This is a genomic window from Enterobacter sp. EC_50, from assembly GCF_019584525.1.
In the GTDB taxonomy this organism is placed as follows: domain Bacteria; phylum Pseudomonadota; class Gammaproteobacteria; order Enterobacterales; family Enterobacteriaceae; genus Enterobacter; species Enterobacter roggenkampii.
Genome location: NZ_VDAF01000016.1, coordinates 95,320 through 107,789 on the forward strand (window position 1 = coordinate 95,320; position 12,470 = coordinate 107,789).

General features: G+C 57.8%; 11 protein-coding genes. 5 read left to right on the top strand and 6 right to left on the bottom strand.

Annotation, left to right across the window (positions count from 1 at the left end):
* The first annotated feature begins 176 nt into the window (after positions 1–176).
* The gene (ghxP, locus tag FHC48_RS14755; protein WP_008503390.1) at positions 177–1,526 is read left to right on the top strand and encodes a guanine/hypoxanthine transporter GhxP; all 1,350 of its coding nucleotides are present in this window, start codon (positions 177–179) and stop codon (positions 1,524–1,526) included.
* 150 nt (positions 1,527–1,676) lie between these two features.
* Complete coding sequence (locus FHC48_RS14760) at positions 1,677–3,323, top strand: Na+/H+ antiporter (protein ID WP_008503391.1); 1,647 nt, start codon at positions 1,677–1,679, stop codon at positions 3,321–3,323.
* An 81-nt stretch (positions 3,324–3,404) separates the two neighbouring features.
* Here FHC48_RS14760 and FHC48_RS14765 read toward each other — a convergent pair whose 3' ends face one another.
* Positions 3,405–4,292 carry a LysR family transcriptional regulator gene (locus tag FHC48_RS14765; RefSeq protein ID WP_059364429.1) on the bottom strand — a complete coding sequence of 296 codons (888 nt, stop codon included), beginning with the start codon at positions 4,290–4,292 and terminating at the stop codon, positions 3,405–3,407.
* A gap of 102 nt (positions 4,293–4,394) precedes the next feature.
* Between FHC48_RS14765 and FHC48_RS14770 the strand changes: the two genes are divergently transcribed.
* Positions 4,395–4,805, top strand: coding sequence for a CidA/LrgA family protein (locus tag FHC48_RS14770; protein WP_021242769.1), 411 nt, complete (start codon positions 4,395–4,397; stop codon positions 4,803–4,805).
* Positions 4,798–5,487: an LrgB family protein gene (locus FHC48_RS14775; RefSeq protein WP_008503394.1), complete on the top strand. Its 690-nt coding sequence runs from the start codon at positions 4,798–4,800 to the stop codon at positions 5,485–5,487. The genes FHC48_RS14770 and FHC48_RS14775 overlap by 8 nt, the downstream gene beginning before the upstream one ends.
* A gap of 32 nt (positions 5,488–5,519) precedes the next feature.
* Here the strand turns inward: FHC48_RS14775 and actP are convergent, their stop codons facing one another.
* The 3 genes from actP to acs all read right to left on the bottom strand — a co-directional run bounded on the left by actP (position 5,520) and on the right by acs (position 9,521).
* Positions 5,520–7,169 carry a cation/acetate symporter ActP gene (gene actP / locus FHC48_RS14780; RefSeq protein WP_021242771.1) on the bottom strand — a complete coding sequence of 550 codons (1,650 nt, stop codon included), beginning with the start codon at positions 7,167–7,169 and terminating at the stop codon, positions 5,520–5,522.
* The gene (locus FHC48_RS14785; RefSeq protein ID WP_008503396.1) at positions 7,166–7,480 is read right to left on the bottom strand and encodes a DUF485 domain-containing protein; all 315 of its coding nucleotides are present in this window, start codon (positions 7,478–7,480) and stop codon (positions 7,166–7,168) included. Before FHC48_RS14785 ends, actP begins: the two co-directional genes overlap by 4 nt.
* Before the next feature lie 82 nt (positions 7,481–7,562).
* Positions 7,563–9,521: an acetate--CoA ligase gene (gene acs, locus FHC48_RS14790; protein ID WP_008503397.1), complete on the bottom strand. Its 1,959-nt coding sequence runs from the start codon at positions 9,519–9,521 to the stop codon at positions 7,563–7,565.
* 423 nt (positions 9,522–9,944) lie between these two features.
* On the opposite strand from acs, the gene gltP reads away from it, so the two are divergent.
* Positions 9,945–11,258 carry a glutamate/aspartate:proton symporter GltP gene (gene gltP, locus FHC48_RS14795; protein ID WP_008503398.1) on the top strand — a complete coding sequence of 438 codons (1,314 nt, stop codon included), beginning with the start codon at positions 9,945–9,947 and terminating at the stop codon, positions 11,256–11,258.
* An 80-nt stretch (positions 11,259–11,338) separates the two neighbouring features.
* Here gltP and FHC48_RS14800 read toward each other — a convergent pair whose 3' ends face one another.
* Positions 11,339–12,013 carry a tetratricopeptide repeat protein gene (locus tag FHC48_RS14800; RefSeq protein ID WP_059364428.1) on the bottom strand — a complete coding sequence of 225 codons (675 nt, stop codon included), beginning with the start codon at positions 12,011–12,013 and terminating at the stop codon, positions 11,339–11,341.
* A gap of 121 nt (positions 12,014–12,134) precedes the next feature.
* Positions 12,135–12,287: a Hok/Gef family protein gene (locus tag FHC48_RS14805; RefSeq protein ID WP_032650616.1), complete on the bottom strand. Its 153-nt coding sequence runs from the start codon at positions 12,285–12,287 to the stop codon at positions 12,135–12,137.
* Positions 12,288–12,470 lie beyond the last annotated feature (183 nt).

A 12,470-nucleotide genomic window follows, 5' to 3' on the forward strand; every position in this document is an offset into this window, starting at 1 on the left:
GCTAGATAATCGTTTGCCTTAATTTGACCACCCGTTTGTAAGCGCGGAGCTAAACGTTTGCTTTTTCTGTGACGCCCTTTCGTCGCAAACGCAACACAAGGATTTGACGTTTAGCTGGCAGTGGCGTCTCCACCTCGCTTACGGACTTCCTAAAAAACTCTCAGGGGATGTTTTCTATGTCTACGCCATCTGCGCGTACTGGCGGTTCACTTGACGCCATGTTTAAAATTTCGGCCCGCGGCAGCACCGTGCGCCAGGAAATCGTTGCCGGTTTGACAACGTTTCTGGCGATGGTTTATTCCGTCATCGTTGTGCCGGGTATGCTGGGCAAAGCGGGCTTCCCGCCAGCGGCTGTCTTTGTGGCGACCTGCCTTGTGGCCGGCGTGGGCTCTATCGTGATGGGCCTGTGGGCGAACCTGCCGCTGGCGATTGGTTGCGCCATCTCCCTGACCGCGTTTACCGCGTTCAGCCTGGTGCTGGGCCAGCACATCAGCGTACCGGTTGCGCTGGGCGCCGTGTTCCTGATGGGTGTGCTGTTTACCGTTATTTCAGCGACCGGCATCCGTAGCTGGATCTTGCGCAACCTGCCGCAGGGCGTGGCGCACGGTACCGGCATCGGCATCGGCCTGTTCCTGCTGCTGATCGCCGCCAACGGCGTCGGTCTGGTTATCAAGAACCCGCTCGACGGCCTGCCGGTTGCGCTCGGCCACTTCGCCAGCTTCCCGGTGATCATGTCGCTGATCGGCCTGGCGGTGATTATCGGTCTGGAAAAACTGAAAGTCCCGGGCGGCATTCTGCTGACTATTATCGGCGTGTCCATTGTGGGCCTGATTTTCGATCCGAACGTCCACTTCTCCGGCATTTTCGCCATGCCGTCGCTGAGCGATGACAAAGGCAACTCTCTGATTGGCAGCCTGGATATCGTTGGCGCGCTCAACCCGGTGATCCTGCCAAGCGTGCTGGCGCTGGTGATGACCGCCGTGTTTGACGCGACCGGTACCATTCGTGCGGTGGCCGGTCAGGCGAACCTGCTGGATAAAGACGGTCAGATTATTGACGGCGGCAAAGCGCTGACGACGGACTCCCTGAGCAGCGTCTTCTCGGGCCTGGTGGGCGCAGCGCCTGCGGCGGTGTACATCGAGTCCGCAGCGGGTACGGCGGCGGGCGGTAAAACCGGCCTGACGGCGATCACCGTGGGCGTGCTGTTCATGCTGATCCTGTTCCTCTCCCCGCTCTCCTATCTGGTTCCGGCGTACGCGACCGCGCCAGCGCTGATGTACGTTGGCCTGCTGATGCTGAGCAACGTGGCGAAAATCGACTTTGCGGATTTCGTTGACGCGATGTCTGGCCTGATTACCGCGGTCTTCATCGTACTGACCTGTAACATCGTGACCGGCATTATGATCGGCTTCGCGTCGCTGGTGATTGGTCGTCTGGTCTCCGGTGAATGGCGCAAGCTGAACGTTGGCACCGTTGTGATTGCCGTTGCGCTGGTGGCGTTTTACGCGGGCGGCTGGGCAATCTGAGTTGTCCTTTGATGCGAAAACGGGTGGCTCAGGCCGCCCGTTTTTATTTTCAGGACTCATCCTGTTGCCTTTTGCGTTACTCTGGGGAAGATAGAATAAAAGGCACGACGCCTTCCGGAGTACATAAGCAACACAGCAAACAGGGAACGCATGGAAATCTTCTTCACAATACTCATCATGACCCTTGTGGTCTCGCTATCCGGGGTGGTTACACGCGTACTGCCCTTTCAGGTCCCCCTGCCATTAATGCAAATTGCCATCGGCGCGCTGCTGGCGTGGCCGACGTTTGGCCTGCACGTGGAATTTGACCCCGAACTGTTCCTCGTGCTGTTCATCCCGCCACTGCTGTTTGCCGATGGCTGGAAAACGCCCACGCGCGAGTTCCTTGAGCACGGGCGAGAGATCTTCGGCCTGGCGCTTGCGCTGGTGGTGGTCACCGTCGTCGGGATTGGTTTCCTGATCTACTGGACGGTACCGGGTATCCCGTTAATTCCTGCCTTTGCGCTGGCCGCCGTGCTGTCGCCAACCGATGCCGTGGCGCTGTCCGGCATTGTGGGCGAAGGCCGCATTCCGAAGAAAATCATGGGGATTTTACAGGGTGAGGCGCTGATGAATGACGCCTCCGGCCTGGTTGCCCTGAAGTTTGCCGTGGCCGTTGCGATGGGCACGATGGTCTTTACCGTCGGCGGCGCGACGCTGGAGTTCTTTAAGGTAGCCATCGGCGGTATTCTCGCGGGCTTCGTGGTGAGCTGGCTGTACGGCCGCTCATTGCGCTTCCTCAGCCGCTGGGGCGGCGATGAACCCGCGACGCAGATCGTGCTGCTGTTCCTGCTGCCGTTCGCCTCTTATCTGATTGCCGAACATATCGGCGTGTCGGGCATTCTGGCCGCGGTCGCGGCAGGGATGACCATCACCCGCTCCGGCGTGATGCGCCGCGCGCCGCTGGCGATGCGCCTGCGTGCCAACAGCACCTGGGCGATGCTCGAGTTTGTCTTTAACGGCATGGTGTTCCTGCTGTTGGGCCTGCAGCTGCCGGGCATTATGGAATCCTCGCTGGTGGCGGCGGAGGCCGATCCGAACGTTGAGGTCTGGATGCTGTTTACCGACATCGTGCTGATCTACCTGGCGCTGATGCTGGTGCGTTTCGGCTGGCTGTGGACGATGAAAAACTTCAGCGTCCGCTTCCTGAAGAAAAAACCGATGGAGTTCGGCTCGTGGACAACGCGTGAGCTGCTGATTGCCTCTTTTGCGGGCGTACGCGGGGCGATAACCCTCGCCGGTGTGCTCTCCATTCCGCTGCTGCTGCCGACGGGCGATGTCTTCCCGGCGCGTTACGAGCTGGTGTTCCTGGCGGCGGGGGTGATTCTGTTCTCCCTGTTCGTCGGCGTGATTATGCTGCCGATTTTGCTCCAGCATATTGATGTTGGCGATTCGACCCAGCAGCACAAGGAAGAGCGTATTGCGCGTGCGGCCACCGCCGAAGTGGCGATTGTCGCCATCCAGAAAATGGAAGAGCGCCTGGCCGCGGATGCGGAAGAGAACATCGACAATCAGCTGCTGACGGAGGTGAGTTCCCGCGTAATTGGTAACCTGCGTCGCCGCGCGGACGGGCGTAACGATGTAGAAAGCTCGCTGCAGGAGGAGAACCTGGAACGCCGGTTCCGTCTGGCCGCGCTGCGCTCAGAGCGTGCCGAACTGTATCACCTGCGCGCCACGCGCCAGATCAGCAACGAGACGCTGCAAAAGCTGCTGCACGATCTGGACCTGCTGGAAGCGCTGTTGATAGAGAATCAGTAGCGCGCTTTTGCCCGGTGGCGCTGCGCTTACCGGGCCTACGTTTGAACCGTAGGCCGGGTAAGGCGAAGCCGCCACCCGGCACTATTCAGACCGCACCCAAAACCCCTTACAACACTGCAGCCACGCCTGCGCGCTCTGCGACAAATAGACCCCTTCACGCCAGATCATCCCTAACTGCCAGTGCAGATCGCTCTCCAGCGGGATCCAGCGCAGCGTGTTTTTATCCAGACGCTCGCAAATCGGCTGCGGCAGAATGGCAATCCCCACGCCCGCCTGCACCATCGCGGCCAGGAAATCCCACTGACCGCTGCGCACCGCAATGCGTGGCTTGACGTTATGTTGGTTAAACAGCGTCATCAGCTGGCGGCTTAAGGCGAAGTCTTCGTTGTAGATCAGCAGAGGGTATTCGCCGAGCAGCTCAGGCTTCACCGCGTCCCTTTTCAGCCAGTCGCCGGAGCGGGGCACCAGCACGCACAGCGGGTGGCTAAAGAGCGGAAGCGTCGCCAGGCCGCTCTCTTCCTCAACGGGGAGGGCGGTCATGGCCACGTCGAGCTCGCCGTTAGTGACGGCCTGCTGGACGGTTAAGCCACCAAACTCCGAAATCTTCAGCTCTACGCCAGGATAGCGCTGGCGAAACAGGCCGATCGGCCCGGCCATCATCATCCCCACCATCGGTGGAATGCCGAGGCGAAGCACCCCTTTGGTCAGATGATTAATATCGTCCAGCTCCGCTTCCAGCTGGCGGAACTCCGCCAGAATGGCCAGCCCGCGTTCGAACACCACGCGTCCGGTATCGGTCAGCAGCAGCTTGCGCCCGTCGCGGATCAGCAGGGTACAGTTCAGTTCATCTTCGAGGTTTTTCAGCATCTTGCTGATGGTGGGCTGGGTAACAAACAACTTCTCCGCTGCGCGAGTAAAACTTTGCTGGCGAACCACTTCGACAAAATAGCGCAGCGTTCTTATGTCCATGATTATTCCTCGAAACTATACCTGTGATGATTTTAATTCATTTCAGTCCATACCGTGCGCTCACTATACTGGCGCCTCGTCTCATTTTTGAGGAAAACCCCCATGGCCGTGGCGTTAAGCCGTGTTACGCCTGCCGTTGTGCAACGACTCCAGGTCCCGGTTCAAGTACTGCTTTACGCGGGACTGTTTGTTTTCGCCGAATATCTTGTCGGCTGGCTGCACCTGCCGCTGCCTGCCAACCTGGTGGGGATGCTGCTGATGTTGACGCTCATCCTCTGTCGCGTGATCCCCCTTAACTGGGTGCGCGCCGGGGCGCGCTGGCTGCTGGCGGAGATGCTGCTGTTCTTTGTGCCTGCCGTGGTGGCGGTGGTGAACTATGCGCAGCTGCTGATGGTGGACGGCTGGCGAATCTTTGCGGTGATCGCGCTGAGTACGCTGATGGTGCTGGGAGCGACCGCCTGGGTGGTGGATAAAGTGTATCGCTTTGAAATCAGCAGGCACAAACATGACTAACTTTCAGATCAGCGTCTTGTGCCTGATCGCGACGCTGGCGATCTACTTTGCCAACAAGCGGCTGTATCGCCGGTTTCATGCGCTGCCGCTGATGCCGCTGGTCTTCACGCCGATCCTGCTGGTGCTGATGCTGGTCTTCGGCCATATCTCCTGGCAGAACTACATTGGTGAATCCCACTGGCTGCTGTGGCTGCTCGGCCCGGCGACCATCGCCTTTGCCGTGCCCGTTTACGACAACCTGGCGATTATCAGGCGCCACTGGATGTCGCTCAGCGCAGGCGTGATCACCGCTACGGTGGTCGCGGTCTGTAGCTCCGTCTGGCTGGCGAGACTGTTTACGCTGCCCGATGAAATTCAGCGCAGCCTGGCCGTGCGCTCGGTGACCACACCGTTTGCGCTCGCGGCGGCGAAACCCCTCGGCGGACAGCCGGACCTGGTGGCGCTGTTTGTGGTGGTGACGGGCGTCTTTGGGATGGCGGTGGGCGATATGCTCTTTCTGCGGCTTTCTATTCGGGAAGGAATGGCCAAAGGCGCGGGGTTTGGCGCGGCGTCGCACGGCGCGGGCACGGCACGCTCCTATGAGCTGGGCCAGCAGGAGGGGGTTGTCGCGAGCCTGGTGATGATGCTGTCGGGCGTGGTGATGGTGCTGATTGCGCCGCTGGTGGCGTGGGTGATGTTTTAAGCTCCCCGGCCAGAATGGCCGGGGAGAAAGGTTTAGTGCGCGCGGCCCTGCTCAACGCCAAGACCGGTTTGTGAACGAATAAACTGGGCGCGGAATTTCTCGCGCTCCAGGTTACCTTCCGGCGAGTTGTCGGTAGCCGAGAAGACCCAGATACCGATAAACGCCACGGCAATGGAGAACAGCGCCGGATATTCATACGGGAAGATGGCGCTGGCGTGACCGAGGATCTGCACCCAGATCGTCGGGCCCAGAATCATCAGGATCACCGCCGTCAGCAGCCCCAGCCAGCCGCCAATCATCGCGCCACGGGTGGTCAGCTTCGACCAGTACATGGAGAGCAGGATGATCGGGAAGTTACAGCTTGCCGCGATGGAGAAGGCCAGCCCCACCATAAAGGCGATGTTTTGCTTCTCGAACAGAATGCCCAGCAGGATCGCCACGACGCCCAGCACCAGCACGGTGATTTTAGAAACCTTCAGCTCATCGCGCTCGCTCGCGCCTTTGCGGAAGACGTTGGCGTAGAGGTCATGCGAAACCGCCGACGCGCCGGCCAGCGTCAGCCCTGCAACCACCGCGAGGATGGTGGCGAAGGCCACGGCGGAGATAAAGCCGAGGAACAGGTTACCGCCCACCGCGTCGGCCAGGTGCACTGCTGCCATGTTGTTACCGCCAATCAGCGCGCCCGCTGCGTCTTTAAACGCCGGGTTCGCCCCCACCAGCATGATCGCGCCAAAGCCGATGATAAAGGTCAGGATATAGAAGTAGCCCATAAAGCCGGTGGCATAGAAGACGCTCTTGCGCGCTTCACGCGCGTCGCTCACGGTAAAGAAGCGCATCAGGATATGCGGCAGACCCGCCGTGCCAAACATCAGGCCGAGACCGAGAGAGAGCGCGGATATCGGATCTTTCACCAGCCCGCCCGGGCTCATGATGGCTTCCCCTTTCGGGTGGACCGCCATGGCTTCAGTGAACAGGTTATTGAAGCTGAACCCGACGTGCTTCATTACCATAAAGGCCATAAAGCTGGCGCCGAACAGCAGCAATACCGCTTTGATGATCTGCACCCAGGTGGTCGCCAGCATGCCGCCGAACAGCACGTACATCACCATCAGCACGCCCACCAGCACCACCGCGATGTGGTAGTTCAGGCCGAACAGCAGTTCGATCAATTTACCTGCGCCCACCATCTGCGCGATCAGGTACAGCGCCACCACCACCAGCGAGCCGCAGGCGGAGAGGGTGCGAATCGGCCCCTGCTTCAGGCGATAGGAGGCCACGTCGGCGAAGGTATAGCGGCCCAGATTGCGCAGGCGTTCGGCAATCAGGAACAGAATGATCGGCCAGCCGACGAGGAAGCCGAGGGAGTAAATCAGGCCGTCATAGCCGGAGGTGTAGACCAGCGCGGAGATCCCGAGGAACGAGGCGGCGGACATAAAGTCACCCGCAATCGCCAGCCCGTTCTGGAAGCCGGTAATGTTGCCGCCTGCGGTGTAGTAATCGTTACGGGAGCGCACGCGTTTCGACGCCCAGTAAGTGATATACAGCGTCAGCACCACGAAAATCAGGAACATCACAATCGCCTGCCAGTTGGTTGGCTGGCGCTGTACCTCGCCGGTAATCGCATCTGCCGCGTGGGCGGCAAAGGGAAGCGTGGCGGCGAGCGCCGTCAGAATTCTCTTCATGATGCTTTTACCTCTTGCAGTACCGCTTTATTAAGGCGATCGAACTCACCGTTCGCGCGCCAGACGTAGACGCCGGTCAGCACAAATGAAATCACGATGACGCCAATGCCAATGGGAATACCGCGCGTCACGCTGGTGCCCTCGTGCAGCGGGGTACCCAGCCAGTGCGGCGCAAAGGCGATCAGCAGAATAAAGCCGACATAGATAATCAGCATGATGATGGAAAGAGTGAAGGCAAACCGTTGCCGCTTATCGACGAGCTCCCTGTAGTGCGCACTATTCTCTATCTGCTGACAAATATGGTCATTCATCACAGAGTCTCCAAAGGTAAGGTTGGTTTGTTTTTATCCCCTCTCCCCTATGGGGAGAGGGTGAGGGGAGAGGGAGAAAACACTAGGAAGGCATTGCGATGGCCTGCTTCTCTTCGAGCAGTTTTTCCACCACGCCAGGATCCGCGAGCGTTGAGGTATCACCGAGGTTGCTGGTGTCCCCTGCCGCGATTTTGCGCAAGATACGGCGCATGATTTTGCCGGAGCGGGTTTTCGGCAGCGAGTCGGTCCAGTGCAGCACGTCCGGCGTCGCCAGCGGGCCAATCTCTTTACGCACCCAGTTGCGCACCTCAGCATAGAGTTCTGGCGACGGCTCTTCCCCGTGGTTCAGGGTGACGTAAGCGTAAATTGCCTGGCCCTTGATGTTGTGCGGAATGCCGACAACGGCGGCTTCGGCAATCTTCGGATGCGACACCAGCGCCGATTCAATCTCCGCGGTGCCCAGACGGTGGCCGGAGACGTTCAGCACGTCGTCCACGCGTCCGGTGATCCAGTAATAGCCATCTTCATCACGACGCGCGCCGTCGCCGCTGAAGTACATGTTTTTAAAGGTCGAGAAGTAGGTCTGCTCGAAGCGATCGTGATCGCCGAACAGGGTACGCGCCTGACCCGGCCACGAGTCCGTGATCACCAGGTTGCCTTCGGTGGCCCCTTCCAGCGGGTTGCCTTCGTTATCCACCAGCGCAGGCTGTACGCCGAAGAACGGACGCGTTGCCGAGCCCGCTTTCAGCTGCGTGGCGCCCGGCATCGGGGTGATCATAAAGCCGCCGGTTTCGGTCTGCCACCAGGTGTCCATGACCGGGCATTTCTCGTTGCCGATTTTCTTCCAGTACCACTCCCAGGCTTCCGGGTTGATGGGCTCACCCACGGAACCGAGGATGCGCAATGAAGAGCGGTCGGTGCCTTCGATGGCTTTGTCGCCTTCCGCCATTAATGCGCGGATGGCCGTTGGTGCGGTGTAGAGAATGTTGACCTGATGTTTGTCGACCACCTGGCACATACGCGCCGGGGTCGGCCAGTTTGGCACGCCTTCAAACATCAGCGTTGTTGCGCCACAGGCCAGCGGGCCGTACAGCAGGTAGCTGTGCCCGGTGACCCAGCCCACGTCGGCGGTACACCAGTAGATGTCGCCCGGGTGGTAGTCGAAGACGTATTTGAAGGTAGTGGCCGCGTAGACCAGATAACCGCCGGTGGTGTGCAGCACGCCTTTCGGTTTGCCGGTTGAGCCAGAGGTGTAAAGAATGAAGAGCGGATCTTCCGCGTTCATCTCTTCCGGCTGATGCTGGTCGCTCGCCTTTTCAATCAGGTCGCTCCACCACAGGTCGCGCCCCTCGTGCCAGTCGATTTTGCCGCCGGTACGCTTAAGGACGATGACGTTGCTGACCGTGTTGACGTTCGGGTTTTTCAGCGCTTCGTCGACGTTTTTTTTCAGGGGGATACTGCGTCCTGCGCGCACGCCTTCATCGGCGGTGATCACCAGTTTTGAGCTTGAATCGACAATACGACCCGCAACCGCCTCTGGCGAGAACCCACCGAAAATAACGGAATGAATCGCGCCGATACGCGCACAGGCCAGCATGGCCACCGCCGCTTCCGGCACCATCGGCATATAGATAGCGACCACGTCGCCTTTTTTAATGCCTTTATCCAGCAGGACGTTGGCAAAGCGGCACACGTCGCGGTGCAGTTCTTTATAGGTAATGTGTTTGCTCTGCGAGGCATCATCGCCTTCCCAGATAATCGCCGTCTCATTCCCGCGCGCGGCAAGGTGACGGTCCAGACAGTTTGCCGCCAGGTTCAGCGTGCCATCTTCATACCATTTAATGGAGACGTTACCGGGCGCAAAGGAGGTGTTCTTTACCTTCTGATAAGGTTTGATCCAGTCAAGGATATGGCCCTGCTCACCCCAGAAGGTGTCCGGGGCGGTAATAGATTGCTGATATTTCTCGTGGTACTGCTCCGGGTTGATCAGGCAACGGTCCGCAATGTTTGCGGGAATGTCATGTTTGTGTATTTGGCTCATGGCTTTTTTTCTCCTTGTAAGATGTTAATAATATGTCGCAAAAACGTTAATAGTAGGAGCTTTACAAGCTTTGTTTATTATTTGGGCGACAGATCACGCATTGTTTGAACAGGTTGAAAAATGAGCGAATGAAACTTTGAAGGAAAATAATTTATGCTGACGATTATTCACATTTATGTTTAAAAAAGGTTTTTTATAACAAAAGGTTATTTATTAGAATCAGGAGAAACTCCCGTCACAGACGCTTTTACGAGTGAAATGCGTCGTTCTTTAAGGCTTGCGCAACAGGCCGCGCAAATGATACTCATACGCCGCGTTAAAAAATCCCATAAATCGACGCAACACAATTCATACCCTTTCAGTATGTCCCCATATTCATGCAGTTTAAGTGAATAAGGCGCTTCATTGAGGAAGTCAGTTTCTATGAAAAACGTTAAAGTCAGCCTGGCCTGGCAGATCTTAATCGCCCTTGTGCTGGGCATCCTGCTGGGCAGTTACCTCCACTATCACAGCGACAGCCGCGACTGGCTGATTGCGAACCTGCTTTCACCGGCAGGGGATATCTTTATTCACCTGATCAAGATGATCGTAGTACCGATTGTGATCTCGACGCTGGTGGTGGGTATTGCAGGCGTCGGCGATGCGAAGCAGTTAGGCCGTATTGGTGCGAAAACCATTATCTATTTCGAAGTGATCACTACGGTTGCGATCATTCTCGGTATCACCCTGGCGAACGTTTTCCAGCCGGGTTCCGGGATTGATATGTCGCAGCTGGCGACGGTGGATATTTCGAAATACCAAAGTACGACCGCTGACGTGCAAAGCCATGCACACGGCCTGATGGGCACGATCCTTTCTCTGGTGCCGACCAACATTGTGGCGTCGATGGCGAAGGGCGAGATGCTGCCTATTATCTTCTTCTCGGTCCTGTTTGGTCTGGGGCTCTCTTCACTGCCCGCGACGCACCGCGAACCGCTGGTGACCGTGTTCCGCTCGATCTCCGAAACCATGTTTAAAGTGACCCACATGGTGATGCGTTACGCGCCGGTAGGGGTGTTTGCGCTTATCGCCGTCACCGTGGCGAACTTCGGTTTTGCCTCCCTCTGGCCGCTGGCGAAGCTGGTACTCCTGGTGCACTTTGCCATCCTGTTCTTTGCGCTGGTGGTGCTGGGAATTGTGGCGCGTCTGTGTGGGCTGAGCATCTGGATCCTGATTCGTATCCTGAAAGATGAGCTGATTCTGGCCTACTCCACGGCAAGCTCTGAGAGCGTGCTGCCGCGTATTATTGAGAAGATGGAGGCCTACGGCGCGCCAGCGTCGATCACCAGCTTCGTGGTGCCGACGGGTTACTCCTTTAACCTGGATGGTTCCACGCTGTACCAGAGTATCGCCGCTATCTTTATTGCGCAGCTGTATGGCATTGACCTGTCGCTGTGGCAGGAGATCGTCCTGGTGCTGACCCTGATGGTGACGTCTAAAGGTATCGCAGGCGTACCGGGCGTTTCGTTCGTGGTACTGCTGGCGACGCTGGGCAGCGTAGGCATTCCGCTGGAAGGCCTGGCCTTTATCGCGGGTGTGGACCGTATCCTCGACATGGCGCGTACGGCGCTGAACGTGGTGGGGAATGCGCTGGCGGTGCTGGTTATCGCCAAGTGGGAACACAAATTCGACCGTAAAAAGGCGCTGGCGTATGAACGCGAGGTGCTGGGTCGTTTTGATAAGACGGCTGACCAGTAACATCCTAAGCCCGGTGGCGCTGCGCTTACCGGGCCTACGGGCTTTGTAGGCCGGGTAAGGCGAAGCCGCCACCCGGCACTTTATTCTCCGCTCAACGCATCAAACTCTTCGCACCCCGTATCAAACCCTTCCGTACAGCTCAGGTTTAACCAGTACAGCGCTTTCTGCTTATTTGGCGTGATAAAGCCTTTCTCCCCCTGCCTGAACAACATCCCTGCCCAGTACTCGGCATAGCCCGTACGCGAAAGGGCTGAACTCCGCTTGAACCACGAGGCGGCCTGCACGTCATCCTGCGCTACCTCGACGCCGTTGGCATAAATCAGCCCCAGCAGCAGCTGTGCATCGACCGCAGAGTCGCTGTCGATATCTTCGGTTGCCGTGTGCAGCAGTCTGATGGCCTGGGGATAGTCAGTTTTCCCCGCCTGAGTATTCACCAGAATGCGCGCCAGCATGATCGCGCCGCGTTTGCTGCCAGCAATGTTTGCCTGTTGGGCCAGGGCTTTGGCCTGTGAGTAATCGGCCTGCGTAAAGAGGATTTGCGAGAGCAACCCCATGGCGTCGACATCGCCGCCTTTCGCGGCTTTCTCGGCCCACTGCGCGGCCTGCTTGCTGTCGCCGGAGCTGAAGTACGTATCGGCAAGATAATACTGGGCACGCGCATCACCGGCTTCCGCCTGTTTCCGATACTGGCTGCCTATCTCATCGGCGCGGGCGAAGGATGTTAAAAACACTAACAACAGAAAAATGGCTTTCATGGATTCTTATCATCTGGGTACACGCCGCGCAGTATAATCGCGGGCGCAAAAGAAAAAAATGGGTGCATTAAGACCTCAGCATCCTACAAGCCGGGCGGAACCGTTGTTCCGCCCGTAGAGGTTAGCCTGGGTTGCAGGCTAATTTAGCCGCCACCTCCTGATGTTCACTCTTTATTGAAAACTCGCAGAGCCTGCCGCGAGTAATAAAGGTAAAGATCACTATCGTCAGGCAAATAATAAAGACGATGCCTAACGCAGTTTTTAATGGCGTCATGCCTTTTACTCCTTGTGTAAAAAAGAATAAGAGGCTACTCTCAACCTGTTGGGTGTTGAGGGGTAGCCTCGGGTGAATGCAAATTTCCCGGGGCTTTCCACTTTCTGTCCCTCAACAATGCTCAAGACAGAAAGTCTTAAGCACCCGCCGCACATCTTATCCCTCTGAATTAAAATGCAAAGA

Excerpts from the sequence above, each read along its gene's own strand:
- FHC48_RS14785 (WP_008503396.1), bottom strand. The coding sequence starts at position 7,480 with ATGAATGACCATATTTGTCAGCAGATAGAGAATAGTGCGCACTACAGG.
- ghxP (WP_008503390.1), top strand. The coding sequence starts at position 177 with ATGTCTACGCCATCTGCGCGTACTGGCGGTTCACTTGACGCCATGTTT.
- gltP (WP_008503398.1), top strand. The coding sequence starts at position 9,945 with ATGAAAAACGTTAAAGTCAGCCTGGCCTGGCAGATCTTAATCGCCCTT.
- FHC48_RS14760 (WP_008503391.1), top strand. The coding sequence starts at position 1,677 with ATGGAAATCTTCTTCACAATACTCATCATGACCCTTGTGGTCTCGCTA.
- FHC48_RS14805 (WP_032650616.1), bottom strand. The coding sequence starts at position 12,287 with ATGACGCCATTAAAAACTGCGTTAGGCATCGTCTTTATTATTTGCCTG.
- FHC48_RS14770 (WP_021242769.1), top strand. The coding sequence starts at position 4,395 with ATGGCCGTGGCGTTAAGCCGTGTTACGCCTGCCGTTGTGCAACGACTC.
- FHC48_RS14800 (WP_059364428.1), bottom strand. The coding sequence starts at position 12,013 with ATGAAAGCCATTTTTCTGTTGTTAGTGTTTTTAACATCCTTCGCCCGC.
- FHC48_RS14775 (WP_008503394.1), top strand. The coding sequence starts at position 4,798 with ATGACTAACTTTCAGATCAGCGTCTTGTGCCTGATCGCGACGCTGGCG.
- acs (WP_008503397.1), bottom strand. The coding sequence starts at position 9,521 with ATGAGCCAAATACACAAACATGACATTCCCGCAAACATTGCGGACCGT.
- FHC48_RS14765 (WP_059364429.1), bottom strand. The coding sequence starts at position 4,292 with ATGGACATAAGAACGCTGCGCTATTTTGTCGAAGTGGTTCGCCAGCAA.
- actP (WP_021242771.1), bottom strand. The coding sequence starts at position 7,169 with ATGAAGAGAATTCTGACGGCGCTCGCCGCCACGCTTCCCTTTGCCGCC.